Here is a 15,993-nt window from a genome sequence, read left to right on the forward strand (position 1 = left end):
CCCAGGCGCGAACCCGCGCGAGCACACGCAGACAAGCAGGCACACGGACACCCACATGGTCGAAAGTCTGATCTCGGACATCATGTTTGGCTTTATCGGCTTAATCAGCATCATCAATCCGTTCAGCGGCGCGTTCGTGTTTCTGGACCGGACCGCGTCGTTGACCCTCGACGAGCGCACCCTACTCGCCCGCAAGATCGCGATCAACGCCGCCGTTGTGCTGCTGGTGGCATTCTTCATCGGCACGCCGATCCTGCATTTCTTTGGTATCTCGATGGAGGCGCTGCGCATCGGCGGCGGGCTCGCGCTTGCCGTGGGCGGCTGGCAAATGCTCAATGCGCCGGACACGCCAGCGGTCGAGCAGACGGAAGTCAAGCGCGTCGACGCCGAAACCGCGAAATCGCGCGCGTTCTTTCCTCTGACCGTGCCGCTGACCACCGGGCCCGGCTCGATCGCGACCGCGATCGCGCTGTCGGCGAATCGCACGCACAAGCTGTCGGCGTTCGTGATGTCGGGCATCGCGTCGGTCGCCATCACGTTCGCGGTGGCCGTCTGCGTGTATCTGATCTACAGCCGCGCGACGATCCTCGCGCGCTATCTCGGGGTCGAGGGCACCAAGGTCGCGTTGCGGGTGTCGGCGTTCCTGCTGCTATGCATCGGCGTGCAGATCATTCTGACCGGCGTATCCGAATTCCTGATTCCGATCGCGACGATGCGCCCGCCGGCGGGCTAGCGCCGCATGCCGGCGCCATGCACGCTGTGGCGGCGGCGCCGCGGGTGGATCGCCTTCGGGTGGTTCGTGCGGAACGTCGACCGGATCGTCCGGGATCGGATCGGGGTCGATCTTCGGCGGCGGCGTGTTCGGCGCGATGTCGGGGTCGACTTCGGGCGGCATCGGCGCATGCGGATGCAGCGGCAGCGGCTGGTCGAATGTGCCGATTGCACTGGGCGCTTGCCGGCTCGTATCAGGTAAATCCATCAGTCCTCTCCCATAGTCTTGGTTCAGACGCGCAATGCTCGTGCCGCATGCCGACGGATGTCGTTCGCGTGGAACGCCAATTGCTGGAACCCGGCACGCGCGCCGCATCGCGATGACCGCGCGCGCCCGGCTCACATTGGACATCGCCCACGCAAAGCACAGGACGAGGAGCGCATATGGCGCGACACAAGGCCGACGTTGCCGACGACGACTTCGAGATTTTCGCCAGCTATCACGGAACAGGCGACGGCCGATACATAGGTGGACTGAAGGTTGTGAGGAAAGCGGACCGGCGGATTCTGTTCCCGTTCGAGGGCGCACCGCAGATCGGCCCCTATGCGACCGCCGACGAAGCACGCCGCGCCGCGATTGCGTACGGCCGCAAGCTCGTCGCGGCCGATCGTGCCGCGCCCGAAGGCTGAGCGGGCGCAGCCGGTTCGGCAGTGCTTGCGTGCGAGGCGCAGAGCCATCAAGGCAGACCGCCGAGCGACGGCGAAATCGTGCTGCCGCGCGCGGGATCGCCCGGATGTTCGTCGGGCAGGGTAGGGCGCGCCGACAGCGGCGGATGATCGCGATAGCAGGTGTCGACCGAACCGTCGACGAGGCAGTTCTGGAACGCATCGGCGTCGCTCTTTTGCGCGAACGTGTACAGCGTGCGCTCGACCTGCACCTCGGTATCGGATACGCGAATTGTCGTAATGCTCATGAGGTTCTCCTTCGGGGGCGCTTTTTTACAAAGCGAACGTGCCGCGCTACTGCCTTCGAGATCGCAATGGCCGTGCCTGTTGCGCTGCGCGCGGACTTCTCCGGCAAGGCTCGAATGTTGCTGCATGAACCAGGTGCCCGTTCGAGATGGCGCGTAATGACGCGAATCGACGGCAGAACAAACGAGGAGGGCGCGATGCAAGATCCCCAATCGACCGACACCCCGCAGCAGAGCGCGACGCCGGGCGGCGAGCAGTCCGCGAGGCCAGATAACCGCGCCGCGCCCACGCTGTCCGACGAAGTCAAAGCCCGCAACAAGCCGAGCGGCACGCACTACGTCGAGCCGAGTCCGCTCGGCATCGAACCGGTCGTGCAGACCGGCGTGGACAAAGCGACCAATCCGCCACGGTCGAGCGAGCGGCCGCGCCAGGGCGCCGAAGTGCCGCTCGGCACCGGCGAGCACGCGGAGCCGCCGGGGGGCGGCGGGCGCGAATCGCATCACAAGCAGCCGGGCGAGCAATGACGCGGCGCGTTGCGTGCCAGCCGTGCATCCAATCCGTCAACACCCAACCGGAGAAAGCGCATGCAACCGGACACTCCAACCCCATCGATGAACCCCGGCGACGAAGCGCCGTCCAACACGCCGGGCGCTGGCGAAGACCTGTGCGGCGCCTGCCACGGCACGGGCAAGGTCGAGGGCGCTCGCTGCGCGGTGTGCGGCGGCACGGGCAAGGTGCTGCAGGGCATCGGCGGAGGCTAGCCGGCTGCTCGTCCGCAGGTTCGCGGCAACCGCATCACAAGCCAGGAGCAACCATGTTCAACGAGTCCAGGCACGGCTTCGACGCCGCGCAGACCGAATACGAAGCGTTCATGCTGGAGCCGCACGACTGGGTGCCGAACAACAGCAAGCTGCCGGTCGTGCTGTACCGGCGCGCGCTGTCGCCCGGCAGCGGCAATCTGCCCGCCGCGTTCGAAATCCTCTTCGAGCGCAATGCATGGCCCGCGCAGTGGCGCAACAGCATCTTCGACTTCCATCACTTTCACGCGACCGCGCACGAGGTGCTCGGCGTGACAGACGCGAGCGCCGAGGTGATCGTCGGCGGGCCGGGCGGACGCGTGGTGACGGTGCACGCGGGCGACGTGCTGCTGCTGCCGGCCGGCACCGGCCATTGTCTGCAATCGTTCGAGCGGCATTTTCAGGTGGTGGCGGGCTATCCGTTAGGGCAGCAATGGGACATTCGCCGCGAAGCGCTGACGCCGCAGGAACTCACCGAGATGCTGGCGTTGCCGTTTCCGCCGCTCGATCCGATCGACGGCAAGCATGGTCCCGTCATCGAGTTTTGGCTGCAGTCGGCCTGAACTTCGTCGTTTGCGAAGCAACCGACCTGCCGCGGCGTGGCGTGCAGAGTTGCGCGGTTAGGCGCATCATCTGTGGGCTTTGCCGCGATTTCCCCGCGCGCTTTCGGCGCTGACGCTGGCACGTGGGCGGTTCCACGTGCGGCTTCGCGTCCTTATCGACATGCCCGGACGCGCGCGATTCCATGTCGACACGATGCGCCGATCCGTCCGCGCGCTCCGCGGCGCGCGTCGGCCGTCTTGCGAATTGCCGAACAAGGAGCGTCCCATGCAAAACGATTCCGCCCTCGATCAGTTGTGCATCAACACGATCCGCACGCTGTCGATGGACGCCGTGCAGAAAGCCAATTCCGGCCACCCCGGCACGCCGATGGCGCTCGCGCCGGTCGCCTATCACCTGTGGCAACACCACCTGCGTTACGACCCTGACGAGCCGCTGTGGCCGAATCGCGACCGCTTCGTGCTGTCGGCCGGGCATGCGTCGATGCTGCTGTATTCGCTGCTGCATCTGGCCAACGTGAAAGCCGTCGACGAACACGGCAAGCCGACCGGCGCGCCGGCCGTGTCGCTCGACGACATCGAGCATTTCCGCCAGATCGACAGCAATACGCCGGGCCACCCCGAGTACCGGATGACGACCGGCGTCGAGACCACCACGGGACCGCTTGGGCAAGGGCTCGGCAATAGCGTCGGCATGGCGATGGCCGCGCGCTGGTACGAGAGCCGCTTCAATCGCGCGGACGCGCCGCTGTTCGACTACCGCGTGTACGCGATTTGCGGCGACGGCGACATGATGGAAGGCATCTCGCACGAAGCGGCCTCGCTCGCGGGGCATCTGAAGCTGTCGAACCTGATCTGGATTTACGACAGCAACCGCGTGACGATCGAAGGCCATACGGACCTCGCGTATAGCGACGATGTGGCAAGCCGCTTTCACGGCTACAACTGGCACACGCTGCACGTCGGCGATGCGAACGACACCGCCGCGCTGGAAAAGGCGCTGGTCGAAGCGAAGAGCGTGACCGACCGGCCGTCGCTGATCGTGGTCCACAGCATCATCGGTTGGGGGGCGCCGAACAAGCAGGACACCGCGTCCGCGCATGGCGAAGCGCTCGGCGTCGAGGAAGTCGCGCTGGCCAAGAAGTTCTACGGCTGGCCCGAGGACAAGTTCTTCTACGTGCCCGAGGGCGTGCACGAGCGCTTCGCGCAGGGCATCGGCGCGCGCGGCAAGGCGGCGCGCGAACAATGGCAGGCGAAGTTCGACAGCTACAAAAAGCAGTATGCGGAGCTCGCGCGCGAATTCGCGCAGATCGAGGCGCACGAATTGCCGCAGGGCTGGGACAGCGACATCCCGAGCTTCAACGCGGACCCGAAGGGCATCGCGACACGCGAATCGTCGGGCAAGGTGCTCAATGCGATTGCCGCGCGTGTGCCGTGGATGATCGGCGGCGCGGCGGACCTGTCGCCGTCGACGAAAACCAACCTGAAGTTCGAAGGCGCCGGCAGCTTCCAGGCGGATCACTATGCCGGCCGCAATCTGCACTTCGGCATTCGCGAGCATGCGATGGGCGCGGTGGTCAACGGTCTTGCGCTATCGAATCTGCGCGCGTACGGCTCGACGTTCCTGATCTTCAGCGACTACATGAAGCCGCCGATCCGCCTGTCCGCGATCATGGAAGTGCCGGCCATCTTTGTGTTCACGCACGATTCGATCGGCCTCGGCGAAGACGGTCCGACACATCAGCCGATCGAGCAGCTCGCGTCGCTGCGCGGCGTGCCCGGCCTCACGGTACTGCGTCCCGGCGACGCGAACGAAGCGGCCGAGGCCTGGCGCGTTGCGCTGACACAGCCGCATCGGCCGGCGTGCATCGTCTTGTCGCGCCAGCCGCTGCCGACGCTCGACCGGAGCCGCTATGCGCCCGCGAGCGGCGTCAGGCACGGTGCATATGTGCTCGCCGATGCGCCCGCTGGCAAGAAGCCCGAGGTGATCCTGATGGCGACCGGCAGCGAGCTGTCGATCTGCGCCGACGTGTACGAGAAGCTGAAGAGCGAGGGCATCGCGGCGCGCGTCGTGTCGATGCCGTCGTGGGACATCTTCGAGCGCGAGGACGGCGCGTATCAGGAGTCGGTGCTGCCCGCGGACGTCGAGGCGCGCGTCGCCGTCGAGCAGGCTGCGTCGCTCGGCTGGGATCGGTATACAGGACGGCTCGGTGCGCAGGTCGTCATGCATACGTTCGGCGCGTCGGCGCCGATCGCGGATCTGAAGAAGAAATTCGGTTTCACGCCGGAAGTCGTGTATCAGGCGGCGAAGCAGCAGATCGAGCGGGTGAAGAAGGGGAAGGGCACTTGAGCGTGCGGCGCTCGACGACGTCGTGAACGCTTGATGCGAAAAGCGGTGGGCCGGCGGAATCTATCCGTTTCGATCAGACGTGCGGCCGCGGTTTGCGGCCGCTTGCCGGCCTACTCGGTCGCGAGGCCGGATGCCTCGCCGCGCCATGAAAGGAGACTTCAAATGGCCGAGATCAATAAGGAAGACGTTGTTGCGGTGCTGAACCGGATTCTCGAATCCGAGTTGGCCGGCGTCGTCCGATATACGCACTATTCGTTCCTTGTTTTCGGATTCGGACGCATTCCGATCAGGTCGTGGTTGCGCGCGCAGGCCGATGAATCGTTGTTGCACGCACAGCAGGCCGGCGAATGGATCACGACTCTGGGTGCCTATCCGTCGCTTGCGATCGGTCCTCTGCTCGACTCGCACACCTTCGATATCTCTTCGATCCTGCGCGAGTCGTTGCAAGCCGAGAATCTTGCGTTGCAGTTGTATCGCGACCTGCTGGCGCTCGTCGAGGACCGCTCGGTTGCACTCGAGGAGTTCGCCCGTCAGATGATCCACGTCGAGGAGATGCACGCGGGCGAAGTCGACAAGATGCTGCGCCGCCCTGGGGAAATGACGACGTCGGAGGACAGCTAGTGCTGATGCCGATGATGGATATCGGGGAAATGCGCGTGCGAATGTGTAATAGGCAGATGCACGTGAGCGTGCGTGTGCGGATCTTCACCGGCATAAGGAAACTCATGCGCGTGCTGATGGTGCTCGTCATGGCGATGCTGGTGCGTGTGTTGAAGAAACTCATGGCTGTGCTCATGCTCATGCCGCTCGCGCACATGTAGCCAGATACCCAGCGCCATCAGGGCGGCGGCAATCCAGAAAGACAGATTGGGTAGCGCGGGCCATATGATCAGCGAAAGCATGACACCGAAAAGCGGCGCAACGGAAAAGTACGCGCCTGTACGCGCCGTACCGAGATGGCGAAGTGCAACAACGAACAGCACGAGGCTGATGCCGTAACCGCCAAGCCCGGTCAGCATCGCTGCCGCCATGGTTCCTGCTGACGGAAGCGAAGCGCCCGCCGCGATCGCAATGCCGAGATTCACGGGACCGGCCACCATCCCTTTGAGACACGCGATCACCATCGGGTCGTTCGCCGAGACCTTGCGCGTCAGGTTGTTGTCGATTGCCCAGCACAGACACGCGCCGACGATCAGTAACGCACCCACCGGCACGCCTGACTGTCCCGGATGCCACGACAGAAGTACGCCGCCCGCAACGATCGCCACCATCCCGAGAAAAACCTGAATGTCGACATTTTCCTGGAAGACCACCCAGGCAATCACTGCGGTCAACACACCCTCAAGGTTGAGCAATAACGAACTCGTTGCCGCTGGAGTAGTGGACAGGCCCAGCATCAGCAATGCGGGGCCGGCGACGCCACCCATCGCTATCGCCCCGATCAGCCAAGGCGACTCGCCTTTGGTGATGCGGTGGTCCGCGGTGGACTGAAGCCCGCGCGATCGAAAGGCACGCCACGCGATGCCGACGCCAAGCCCCAGGCCGCTACCGAGATAAAACAGTCCTGCGAGCATGAAGGGGCTGACTGAGCCGAGCAGCGCCTTGGCCAACGGTGTCGCGGCGCCGAACAGCGCCGCGGCGATTAAGGCGGTGAATATCGCGCCGTATCCTGATCTCACCACTCCAACCTCTTGTCCGCAGCAGAAGGGACAGTTTCCAAGGTACATCGGTCGTTCAACACCGCCTGGACGAAATGATAGGGGCATACGTCGACGCACTTCGCACATGTTCGGAGCATCGAACTGTCGGCACGCCGCAGACATTTCGCCGCGAGGCTGTCCGTGCGCCACCACCACTCGCGAATCGCCTTCATGCCCGCGGCTGCCGCGCAAACCGATTCGATCGCGCAAAGCCGTGTGGCGCCCGGAGCGCGGCACACGGCGCGAACATGGCACACCCTGTGCGCTAGAGACCGCGGGTCCGCAACACTCTGCAGTTCAAGGATCTGCGGCCTCGTTCGATATGCTAAGCTGTCAGGCAGTGCTCCGCACAAACGTAGCGCACGATCGATGCTTTTCTCGGATGTATAAAGAGGAGAAGCGACCATGAAAATCCTATGGGTCGATGACCACGAAATTCTTTGCGTTGCTCTTTCCGAATATGTCCAAACACACGCGTCGGAGCTGAGCGCAGCCCCCATCGACATCACGCCCGTCTTTACGCTTGCCAGCGCGCTTGAAGAAGTCAACAAGACACCGCCCCCGGACCTGGTATTCCTGGATCTTAATCTGGATGGTGAGAATCGTGGCGCCGCGACACTTGAACATTTTCAGGCCGGAAATCCATCCAATGTTCCCGTGGTCATCTGCACAGGACTTGCTCCTGGAAACGATCATGAAGTTGAAATTTTGCGAATGTGCATGCGTGACTACGCCGCTCGAGGAATCCTGTTGAAAGGAGGCGCGCACAAAAAAATGTTCATTGGACTGAGCAGGATCTTAGGAGGTGAACTCTGGATTCCGGAAGAAGTCTTGCTCCGCTTTGCCTGCTCGACACAAGCGCCCTCAGCTAGCCGGAATCAGCATCATCTTGGGCTTTCTCCGCGAGAGTGGGATTTGGCGCGTTGCATTGCACGTGGCCTCTCAGGTAAACAGATCGCAAGAGAGCTTGGCGTCTCCGAGGGACATGTCAGACAGGTTTCTTGTGTTATTTACGACAAACTTCAAGTCAGAAACCGCGTTGAAGCTGCACTTCGAGTCAATGCCGAACTTACCCTTGGAACGGGGGCAGCAGATACGCGACTGTCGTGAAGATCTCTGCTAACGCTCTTCATGTTTCCCTGCCATCACTTTTAACCGCCTTCGGTCGACGTTTTTGGCTTATGTTCTGCAAGTGTGGTCAATAAGGTTCGTTCCGAAACCGGTTTCGACAAAAGCTTGATGCCACTGACGGCTACTTTTTTGAGCACAGCTGACGAGGTGTCCCCCGACCACAGGATCGCAGGGATCGAGGCGTCGGTAGCAGCGCGGACCGCCGTAATCGCCGCAATGCCGTTCTCGTTTTCCAGCCGGTAGTCGGAGAGGATGAAGTGCGGACCGCTTGCCAAAGCCTCAATGCGCAACTGCTCGATGACGTCGGATGACGATTCCCCCGCCACGACGTAGCAGCCATGCTCGATCAGGCGCATCGATATTTCGATTCTTAAGTCGCTGTTGTCCTCGATGATCGCCACGACCATATTGGTCAGGTCCGGGTCGCCGTCTTCAACCGTTTGAACCTCGCGCAACTCCGGCGGTATGAGTCCCATGAACGGGACCGTAACCGAAAAACGCGATCCCCGTCCTGGTGTCGAGTCCACGTCCAGTTTGTGACCAAGAAGGCTCGCGAGCCCCTGGACAATGGACAGACCCAGGCCGAACCCTTTTTCACGATTCCTCTCGGGATTATCGACCTGTACATAGCTTTTGAAGATATCCGCCTGTCGACCTTCCGGGATACCGATCCCGTTGTCCCAGACGCTTATCTTTATGCCGCTGCCTCGCCTCTGGCAACTCACCAGAACATGTCCCTTCTTGCCTCCCCGCTCGGAAGGCGTGTAACGGAGCCCATTGAGCACCATATTCCGGACGATCCTGTCCAACGCATGTCGATCCGTACGGACCAGATAGGGGCGACTACGGAGTCTTAACTTCAGCCCCTTTGCCTCAGCCAGCGGCTGCATATCCACGACTATGCCGCGTAAAAGGGAAGGCAGCGCCACCTCCAGAATTTCTACATTCCAGGTGCCGGACTCGAGGCGGCAGATATCCAGTGCCCCGTTAATCATCCCTTCCATCGCATCCACTTGCCTTTGCGCAATCGAGACGCCTTCGACCAGATCGGTCGATTTAACGCTCCGCTCGATGAAATTTAACTTCAGGCCGAGCGTGGTGAGCGGTTGACGCAGGTCATGGCTTATCGCAGCGATAAGCAGGTTCTTCTCCGCCGTTGCCGCTACAGCCTGAGATCGCGCCTCCTCGAGAATAATCTCTTTAACATATGCGCGCTTCTGAGTGTAAAAAATGAACCACGCGAGGAAACAATAGCCAATTAGTTGAGCCGTATAAAAGCCCAGCATTGCTGGCCGGTAAATAAAAAGAGGTGGTCCCAAGCTGAATCCGAACGGGATAGCGCCGAGCACGAATGAACCTAAATTCGCACGAAGACTCGGTGCGAGCAGCAGCAAGGTAAATGTATGGCTGATTAGCGTGTACTCAAGGAAGCCAGAACTGGCCAATTTGACGTAGGGAGCATGGCCCGAGAAATCGGGTGGAGTTAGCCCAAAGCTACCTGCCGCCCACCAGAACGATGTCAGTGTGACGACTGCAGCCCATGTCCAGTGCATCTGCTCGACCGCGTCGACGCTGGCGTGCTTCGGGAGCGCCATGGTCTTTTTCAGCAAGTATGCTGCCATGGGAGTGGCTATCCCCCACAGTCCCAGGACCCAGACGACACGGAACCAACGGTAGCTATCCGACGTTTTGATCCACGATCCATATACGCACAACAGCGAGGCTCCGACCGACACTAGCACGGTCCAACATACCGCTCGACGGGACAGCGATTTCAATAACTCACGTTTGACATAGAGATTCTGCTCGGTACTGAGTGCCGCACCCGGTCCCAGAAAAGGATTCACAAGTTCAGCGAATACGCGGCGCTCGATTGTGTGAGCCGTTTCGCCCGCGCACAGTGATGTGCTGGCCCCGGGCTTTTCGCCCGCGTCGGAATCACGTCTTGTTTGAATACGGGACGCCATAGCAGGCCTCCGAGAATCAAGTGCAGCTACGCTCCGTTGCGCTAGCTTTGTGTTCCCCTGCCATCTCTTTCACCCTCCTTCGGTCAATGTTTTTGGCTTATGTTCTGCAAGTATGGTCAATAAGGTCTGGTTAGAATCCGGTCCCGACAAAAGCTTCATGCCACTGACGGCTACTTTTTTGAGCACAGCTGACGAGGTGTCCCCCGACCACAGGATCGCAGGGATCGAGGCGTCGGTAGCAGCGCGGACCGCCGTAATCGCCGCAATGCCGTCCTCGTTTTCCAGCCGGTAGTCAGAGAGGATGAAGTGCGGACCGCTTGCCAAAGCCTCAATGCGCAACTGCTCGATGACGTCGGATGACGATTCCCCCGCCACGACGTAGCAGCCATGCTCGATCAGGCGCATCGATATTTCGATTCTTAAGTCGCTGTTGTCCTCGATGATCGCCACGACCATATTGGTCAGGTCCGGGTCGCCGTCTTCAACCGTTTGAACCTCGCGCAACTCCGGCGGTATGAGTCCCATGAACGGGACCGTAACCGAAAAACGCGATCCACGTGCTGGTGTCGAGTCCACGTCCAGTTTGTGACCAAGAAGGCTCGCGAGACCCTGGACAATGGACAGACCCAGGCCGAACCCTTTTTCACGATTCCTCTCGGGATTATCGACCTGTACATAGCTTTTGAAGATATCCGCCTGTCTACCTTCAGGGATACCGATCCCGTTGTCCCAGACGCTTATCTTTATGCCGCTGCCTTGCCTCTGGCAACTCACCAGAACATGTCCCTTCTTGCCTCCCTGTTCGGAAGGCGTGTAACGGACCGCATTGATCACCATATTCCGGACGATCCTGTCCAACGCATGTCGATCCGTACGGACCAGATAGGGGCGACTACGGAGTCTTAACTTCAGCCCCTTTGCCTCAGCCAGCGGCTGCATATCCACGACTATGCCGCGTAAAAGGGAAGGCAGCGCCACCTCCTGAATTTCTACATTCCAGGTGCCGGACTCGAGGCGGCAGATATCCAGTGCCCCGTTAATCATCCCTTCCATTGCATCCACTTGCCTTTGCGCAATCGAGACGTCTTCAACCAGATTGGTCGATTTAATGCCCCGCTCGATGAAATCTAACTTCAGGCCGAGCGTGGTGAGCGGTTGACGCAGGTCATGGCTTATTGCGGCGATAAATTGGTTCTTCTCCGCCGTTGCCGCTACAGCCAGAGATCGCGCCTCCTCGAGAACAACCTCTTTTACACATGTGCGTTGCTGATCGTTGCAAATGAACCATGCGACGACACAATAGCCAATTATTTGAGCCGTATACCAGTCAAACATTCCTGGCCGGTTAATAAAGAACAGTGGTGCCATGTTAAATCCGAATGGGATAGTGCCAATCACGAGTGCGCCTAAAGCCGCACGAAGACTGGGTGCGAGCAGCAGCAACGTAAATGCCTGGCAGATCATCGTCAGTTCCAGAAAGCCATACCGGCCGAATCTAAAGTAATAACCATGGAGGACCACGAATTTGGGTGGGATGAGCCCAAAGCTGGCCGCCGCCCACCAGAAAGATGTCAGCATGATCAATGCAGCCCATGCCCAGTGCATCTGCTCGACCGCGTTGACGCTGGCGTGCTTCGGGAGCGTCATGGTCTTTTTCAGCAAGTATGCTGCCAAAGGAGCGGCTATCCCCCACAGTCCCAGGATCCAGACGACACGGAACAAGGGATAAATATCCGATGTTTGGATCCACGATCCAAATACGAACCAGAACGGGCTTCCGACCAGCAGTAGCGCGATCCAATATACCGATCGGCGGGACAGCGATTGCAATAACTCGCGTTTGACGAGGAGATTCTGCTCAGTACTGAGTGCTGCAACCGGTCCCACAAAAAGATTCATAAATTCAGCGAATCTGCGGCGCTCGATTGTGTGAGCCGTTTCGCCCGTGCACAGTGATGTTCTGGCCCCGGGCTTTTCGCCCGCGTCGGAATCACGTGGTGTTCGAGTACAGGACGCCATAACAGGCCTCCGGGAATCAGGTGCAGCTACACGCCATTGTGCTAGCGGTCCGCCAGCAAGTCGATGGACAAGTGTTCTGTTTTTTGCCGAACAAAAGTTCGTGATCCACGCAGGTGGTCCCTAACGGAGATTTGTGCCCGCTGTGAAGAGCGTTGGGCGCAAGACCGTCAAAGCTGCTGAACGAGGGTAAGTATGAGGCTGATCTCTCGCGCTGCGCAGTACCAGTAACTCGCGGTTGTCCTGATCAAGCACGGCTCGCCAATTGCGATATTGGGTGCTCGCTCCGTGTGTGCCGCGTCGAACTGCATCCGTAACCAGGCGTGCGCCGCACGCTCAATAAATCACTCTAACGAATAATCGTAAAGCGACACCGAACATTTATTCTCCCGAAAAGTAACTTTTAATGCCGAACATCAAATTATCGACGTAACTACAACTGACACGATTACACGGCGCAATAATGCAACATAATTCGATACAAGGAGGGCAGCAATCACCGCACAATGGCCCGCGTTCTTCTCTTGTCGAATGCCCCCATATCAACCACAACTTCCAGTTTGTCTGCAGAACTGGCTGCAGTGTGCTATTCGGTTTCCCGATTGTTAAGTTAGCCATGAATCAAGGAGCTCCACGATGAAAACCCTTGCATGCCTTGTCCTCGCCAGCTGTGCGCTTGCCAGCCCAGTCGTCAGCTTCGCTCAGAGCACCGCGCCCGTCACCCGTGCGCAGGTGCGCGCGGAACTGATCCTTCTCGAGCAGGCCGGCTATCACATGGGCGACGGCGACCATACGAAGTATCCCGAGCAAATTCAGGCTGCTGAAGCGAAGATCGCTGCACAGGACAGCCAGCAGGCGGGCAACAGTGACGTTGGCGGTACGACGACCAACGGCACCGCAGCTTCCGGCAGTGTCGAGCATGTGTCGACGCCCTCGCCATCGTCGTGCGTCGGCCCCGCAAGTTATTGCAACCTTTTCTTCGGTAATTGACCGCAGATGGCTCGCCCGACACCGCCCCGAAGATCCGGGTAACGTGCCTGGATCGTCGGGGGGCGTCCTCACCGGTGGCGTCCGAATCTTCGGACCCTGCGCAACGAATTCCAGGTGAAATGATGAACCCGCGGGCGATACGCATCGCCGGCCACATGGCCTTGACCTCGTTGACACTTTACGTCGCCGATGTATTGCTGCGCACTAACAACAGCGTTGCAGGCGCGATGTTGCTGATCCTCGGGACGTTGGTCATACATCTCCTTCGCCCCTTAATCCATTCGAGCATCGAGCCGCCTTCGATGAGCTTTCGCGTCTGGCTCAACAAATCCTCGATGCCAACGGACTTTCAGATCGGGCAAGCATCGCTTCGTTCGCACCCGACGCCGCGGGATACGGTTCTCGACAGCTTCTCAGCCTCGGCGCTCATCAGCCGTCCGTCGAAACGGTGGTAGCCTCCCATGCATCGATTTCCACGTTCAATGCCGACAACCTGTCTCGAACGAGCCCGAGTGCGTCGCTACCGAGCAAAAGACGCGTGGGCGGATGATCCGCTGCCATGGCGGCCAGCATTGCGCGCGCCGCTTTGCTGGGATCTCCCAATTGCTTGCCGCTTTTTTCCTCGCGGGCCTGGCGGATGGGATTGAAAATATCGTCGTAATCCGAAATCGAGCGGGGGGTTCGCGTCATCGAGCGACCTGCCCAGTCAGTGCGAAATGAGCCCGGCGCCACGGCCGTCACGGCAATACCGAAGGGCTTGACCTCTTTGCCAAGCGCCTCGGAGATGCCCTCCAACGCAAACTTGCTGCCGCAGTAATAAGCGATTCCCGGCATCGTGATGTAGCCGCCCATCGATGTGATATTCAGAATGTGGCCGCGGCGGCGCTCACGCATGAACGGCAGGACGGCCTTCATCATGGCGACCGCACCAAATACATTCACATCGAACTGTCGGCGCATATCCGAGAGCGGCGATTCCTCCATGATGCCCTCGTGGCCGTAGCCGGCATTGTTGACCAGCACATCGATTGGTCCGACGCCAGCCTCGATTTCCGCCACGACGCCGTCGATCGCGTCGAAGTCGGTCACGTCGAGCACGCGTCCCCAAGCGGCATTCGCGGATACGGACTCGAATTCACGCTTTGCCTGGGCACTTCTCACCGTACCGACGACCTTGTGACCCACCGCCAGCGCTTCCTGTGCGAGCGCGCGGCCAAAGCCGCTGCTGACGCCGGTGATGAGCAGTGTTTTGCTGGTTGCCATTGAAGCTTCTCCCGAATGTCGATTGGAGAGTGCATACTAATCTGACCAGCGAGGTAAATTAAGCCGAATTCCGCTGATTTTCTTGCATAAAACTATGAACACGATACGCGCTTTGGCCCAGCATCCAGCTCTATCCTCTCGAAGCCAGAAACGCATGATTGTCCTGCTACGCGCGTTGGGGCCTGATGAGGGCTACAACCTGACGGCACTGCCGAGCGTCCGCATCTTGCGGTCGAACCGGGCGCTATCGCGCACGCCCGTTCTGTACGATCCCGGTATCGTGATCGTCTGCCAGGGCCGCAAGCGAGGTTATTTCGGCGACCAGCTCTACCTGTACGACGAGCGTCACTACCTGGCCGTGTCCGTGCCCGTGCCGTTCAGCATGGAGACCGACGCAACCGAGGAGCGCCCACTGCTCGCGCTGTATCTGCACCTCGATTTCGCATTGGCCGCCGAACTTGCGGAGCGGATCGACCGCGAAGGAGTGGGGGAGTGCGCACCAGCACCTCAAAGCATGATGTCGACGCCGATGGATGACGCAATGCAAGCGTCCGTGCTGCGCTTCCTCGAGGCGATGCATCGGCCACTCGAATCTGCTGTGTTGGGCGCCGGGCTGCTGCGTGAACTGTATTTCCGGGTGCTCACCGGAGCCCAGGGAGGCTCGTTGCGCGAGGCTTTGGCGATGCGAGGACAGTTCGGCCAGATAGGCCGCTCACTCCGCCTGATTCATGCAAGCTATGCGCAGCCCCTCGACGTGAGGCAACTGGCCGACGAAGCGGGTATGAGCATTCCGAGTTTCCACAGCCACTTCAAGGCGATTACGCAGGTGTCGCCGATGCAATATGTGAAGTCGACGCGCCTTCATCAGGCTCGCCTGTTAATGGTGCGCAAGGAACTAACCGCGGAGGCGGCGGGACACGCTGTGGGTTATGCGAGCCCGTCCCAGTTCAGCAGGGAATTCAGGCGTCTGTTTGGCTTGACGCCTGCCGCAGAGGCTAAGCGTATGCGCGAGAGCTTCGCGATCCCGGCAGTATTCGCTGATACGGCTTATGTCTCGTCGCACTGAATTTGCCGCACCGGTGAGCGCGATTGTTCGATGTCACGCCGATTGTCCGAAAGTTAGGGGGATACAGGGACGGCGGCCGTTTTCAAGCGGCGATGCAAACCACCGAGCCAACGGATTAACTGACCGAGGTCCGTCCTTGATTGGTTGCGCGGCCGCCGCCTTGAACTCCGCCGTGTACACCTGGTTTGGTACCTTGAACATCTCTTCTTTCCTTCCTTTGGGTCGATTTTATGCACGACCTACTGGAAGGCGAAATTTCGGGGGAAGCTCAATCGAGACGTTTTGGCACACAGGCCGACACGTTGGGGCCAACTCGACCTTCTGGCGCGTTATGACCGGCCAGTCACACCAACTTTTTTCTACCGTCGCGATCTGTGTTGCCAGTCGCGGCTATCCGGTCACGCTACGCCCGACGAAATTGAACCGCCTGGTCGCATTGCGCTCATTTGCGCCCGGTTGCCAGCCTTGAT

The 15,993-nt window shown here is 60.3% G+C and carries 16 protein-coding genes; 11 read left to right on the forward strand and 5 right to left on the reverse strand.

Annotated features, from left to right (window positions below):
- Positions 1-55: 55 nt before the first annotated feature.
- Entirely contained in the window at positions 56-733 is a 678-nt protein-coding gene (locus tag OKW26_RS11775) for a MarC family protein (protein ID WP_018425193.1), read from the forward strand.
- 422 nt (positions 734-1,155) lie between these two features.
- Positions 1,156-1,401, forward strand: a complete 246-nt coding sequence (locus tag OKW26_RS11780; RefSeq protein ID WP_090809892.1) for a DUF6723 family protein — start codon at positions 1,156-1,158, stop codon at positions 1,399-1,401.
- A 47-nt stretch (positions 1,402-1,448) separates the two neighbouring features.
- Here the strand turns inward: OKW26_RS11780 and OKW26_RS11785 are convergent, their stop codons facing one another.
- Positions 1,449-1,685, reverse strand: coding sequence for a hypothetical protein (locus OKW26_RS11785; RefSeq protein WP_184060089.1), 237 nt, complete (start codon positions 1,683-1,685; stop codon positions 1,449-1,451).
- Between the two features lie 195 nt (positions 1,686-1,880).
- On the opposite strand from OKW26_RS11785, the gene OKW26_RS11790 reads away from it, so the two are divergent.
- The 5 genes from OKW26_RS11790 (at position 1,881) to OKW26_RS11810 (ending at position 6,011) form a co-directional block, all read left to right on the forward strand.
- Positions 1,881-2,207 carry a hypothetical protein gene (locus OKW26_RS11790; RefSeq protein ID WP_090810523.1) on the forward strand — a complete coding sequence of 109 codons (327 nt, stop codon included), beginning with the start codon at positions 1,881-1,883 and terminating at the stop codon, positions 2,205-2,207.
- 60 nt (positions 2,208-2,267) lie between these two features.
- Positions 2,268-2,444 carry a hypothetical protein gene (locus OKW26_RS11795; RefSeq protein WP_429353711.1) on the forward strand — a complete coding sequence of 59 codons (177 nt, stop codon included), beginning with the start codon at positions 2,268-2,270 and terminating at the stop codon, positions 2,442-2,444.
- A gap of 53 nt (positions 2,445-2,497) precedes the next feature.
- A complete protein-coding gene (locus OKW26_RS11800; RefSeq protein WP_429353712.1) occupies positions 2,498-3,043 on the forward strand; it encodes a cupin in 546 nt (181 codons plus the stop codon).
- A 265-nt stretch (positions 3,044-3,308) separates the two neighbouring features.
- Complete coding sequence (gene tkt / locus OKW26_RS11805; protein ID WP_429353713.1) at positions 3,309-5,390, forward strand: transketolase; 2,082 nt, start codon at positions 3,309-3,311, stop codon at positions 5,388-5,390.
- Between the two features lie 162 nt (positions 5,391-5,552).
- Entirely contained in the window at positions 5,553-6,011 is a 459-nt protein-coding gene (locus tag OKW26_RS11810; RefSeq protein WP_018425186.1) for a ferritin-like domain-containing protein, read from the forward strand.
- Here OKW26_RS11810 and OKW26_RS11815 read toward each other — a convergent pair.
- On the reverse strand, positions 6,008-7,117 hold the full coding sequence (locus tag OKW26_RS11815; protein ID WP_429353714.1) for an EamA family transporter: 1,110 nt from the start codon (positions 7,115-7,117) through the stop codon (positions 6,008-6,010). The two genes, OKW26_RS11810 and OKW26_RS11815, sit on opposite strands and share 4 nt — an antisense overlap.
- A gap of 378 nt (positions 7,118-7,495) precedes the next feature.
- Between OKW26_RS11815 and OKW26_RS11820 the strand changes: the two genes are divergently transcribed.
- A complete protein-coding gene (locus OKW26_RS11820; RefSeq protein ID WP_184060101.1) occupies positions 7,496-8,200 on the forward strand; it encodes a LuxR C-terminal-related transcriptional regulator in 705 nt (234 codons plus the stop codon).
- A 41-nt stretch (positions 8,201-8,241) separates the two neighbouring features.
- Here OKW26_RS11820 and OKW26_RS11825 read toward each other — a convergent pair whose 3' ends face one another.
- Together OKW26_RS11825 and OKW26_RS11830 are read right to left on the reverse strand one after the other, a co-directional pair.
- Entirely contained in the window at positions 8,242-10,188 is a 1,947-nt protein-coding gene (locus tag OKW26_RS11825) for an ATP-binding response regulator (protein WP_429353715.1), read from the reverse strand.
- Between the two features lie 69 nt (positions 10,189-10,257).
- The gene (locus OKW26_RS11830) at positions 10,258-12,087 is read right to left on the reverse strand and encodes a hybrid sensor histidine kinase/response regulator (protein ID WP_429353716.1); all 1,830 of its coding nucleotides are present in this window, start codon (positions 12,085-12,087) and stop codon (positions 10,258-10,260) included.
- A 753-nt stretch (positions 12,088-12,840) separates the two neighbouring features.
- On the opposite strand from OKW26_RS11830, the gene OKW26_RS11835 reads away from it, so the two are divergent.
- Complete coding sequence (locus OKW26_RS11835; protein WP_184060108.1) at positions 12,841-13,194, forward strand: DUF4148 domain-containing protein; 354 nt, start codon at positions 12,841-12,843, stop codon at positions 13,192-13,194.
- A 122-nt stretch (positions 13,195-13,316) separates the two neighbouring features.
- Complete coding sequence (locus OKW26_RS11840; RefSeq protein WP_429353717.1) at positions 13,317-13,649, forward strand: hypothetical protein; 333 nt, start codon at positions 13,317-13,319, stop codon at positions 13,647-13,649.
- Here the strand turns inward: OKW26_RS11840 and OKW26_RS11845 are convergent.
- Positions 13,624-14,457, reverse strand: a complete 834-nt coding sequence (locus OKW26_RS11845; protein ID WP_429353718.1) for an oxidoreductase — start codon at positions 14,455-14,457, stop codon at positions 13,624-13,626. The genes OKW26_RS11840 and OKW26_RS11845 overlap by 26 nt on opposite strands.
- Before the next feature lie 154 nt (positions 14,458-14,611).
- On the opposite strand from OKW26_RS11845, the gene OKW26_RS11850 reads away from it, so the two are divergent.
- Positions 14,612-15,523 (forward strand): AraC family transcriptional regulator, encoded by a 912-nt coding sequence (locus OKW26_RS11850; RefSeq protein WP_429353719.1) that lies wholly within the window; start codon positions 14,612-14,614, stop codon positions 15,521-15,523.
- Positions 15,524-15,993: the final 470 nt, after the last annotated feature.

Source organism: Paraburkholderia sp. 32 (assembly GCF_050435345.1).
Lineage (GTDB): Bacteria > Pseudomonadota > Gammaproteobacteria > Burkholderiales > Burkholderiaceae > Paraburkholderia > Paraburkholderia tuberum.

Excerpts from the sequence above, each read along its gene's own strand:
- OKW26_RS11780 (WP_090809892.1), top strand. The coding sequence starts at position 1,156 with ATGGCGCGACACAAGGCCGACGTTGCCGACGACGACTTCGAGATTTTC.
- OKW26_RS11840 (WP_429353717.1), top strand. The coding sequence starts at position 13,317 with ATGAACCCGCGGGCGATACGCATCGCCGGCCACATGGCCTTGACCTCG.
- OKW26_RS11775 (WP_018425193.1), top strand. The coding sequence starts at position 56 with ATGGTCGAAAGTCTGATCTCGGACATCATGTTTGGCTTTATCGGCTTA.
- OKW26_RS11845 (WP_429353718.1), bottom strand. The coding sequence starts at position 14,457 with ATGGCAACCAGCAAAACACTGCTCATCACCGGCGTCAGCAGCGGCTTT.
- OKW26_RS11810 (WP_018425186.1), top strand. The coding sequence starts at position 5,553 with ATGGCCGAGATCAATAAGGAAGACGTTGTTGCGGTGCTGAACCGGATT.
- OKW26_RS11815 (WP_429353714.1), bottom strand. The coding sequence starts at position 7,117 with ATGTACCTTGGAAACTGTCCCTTCTGCTGCGGACAAGAGGTTGGAGTG.
- OKW26_RS11790 (WP_090810523.1), top strand. The coding sequence starts at position 1,881 with ATGCAAGATCCCCAATCGACCGACACCCCGCAGCAGAGCGCGACGCCG.
- OKW26_RS11850 (WP_429353719.1), top strand. The coding sequence starts at position 14,612 with ATGATTGTCCTGCTACGCGCGTTGGGGCCTGATGAGGGCTACAACCTG.
- OKW26_RS11825 (WP_429353715.1), bottom strand. The coding sequence starts at position 10,188 with ATGGCGTCCCGTATTCAAACAAGACGTGATTCCGACGCGGGCGAAAAG.
- OKW26_RS11830 (WP_429353716.1), bottom strand. The coding sequence starts at position 12,087 with ATGAATCTTTTTGTGGGACCGGTTGCAGCACTCAGTACTGAGCAGAAT.
- OKW26_RS11835 (WP_184060108.1), top strand. The coding sequence starts at position 12,841 with ATGAAAACCCTTGCATGCCTTGTCCTCGCCAGCTGTGCGCTTGCCAGC.
- OKW26_RS11800 (WP_429353712.1), top strand. The coding sequence starts at position 2,498 with ATGTTCAACGAGTCCAGGCACGGCTTCGACGCCGCGCAGACCGAATAC.
- OKW26_RS11795 (WP_429353711.1), top strand. The coding sequence starts at position 2,268 with ATGCAACCGGACACTCCAACCCCATCGATGAACCCCGGCGACGAAGCG.
- OKW26_RS11820 (WP_184060101.1), top strand. The coding sequence starts at position 7,496 with ATGAAAATCCTATGGGTCGATGACCACGAAATTCTTTGCGTTGCTCTT.
- OKW26_RS11785 (WP_184060089.1), bottom strand. The coding sequence starts at position 1,685 with ATGAGCATTACGACAATTCGCGTATCCGATACCGAGGTGCAGGTCGAG.
- tkt (WP_429353713.1), top strand. The coding sequence starts at position 3,309 with ATGCAAAACGATTCCGCCCTCGATCAGTTGTGCATCAACACGATCCGC.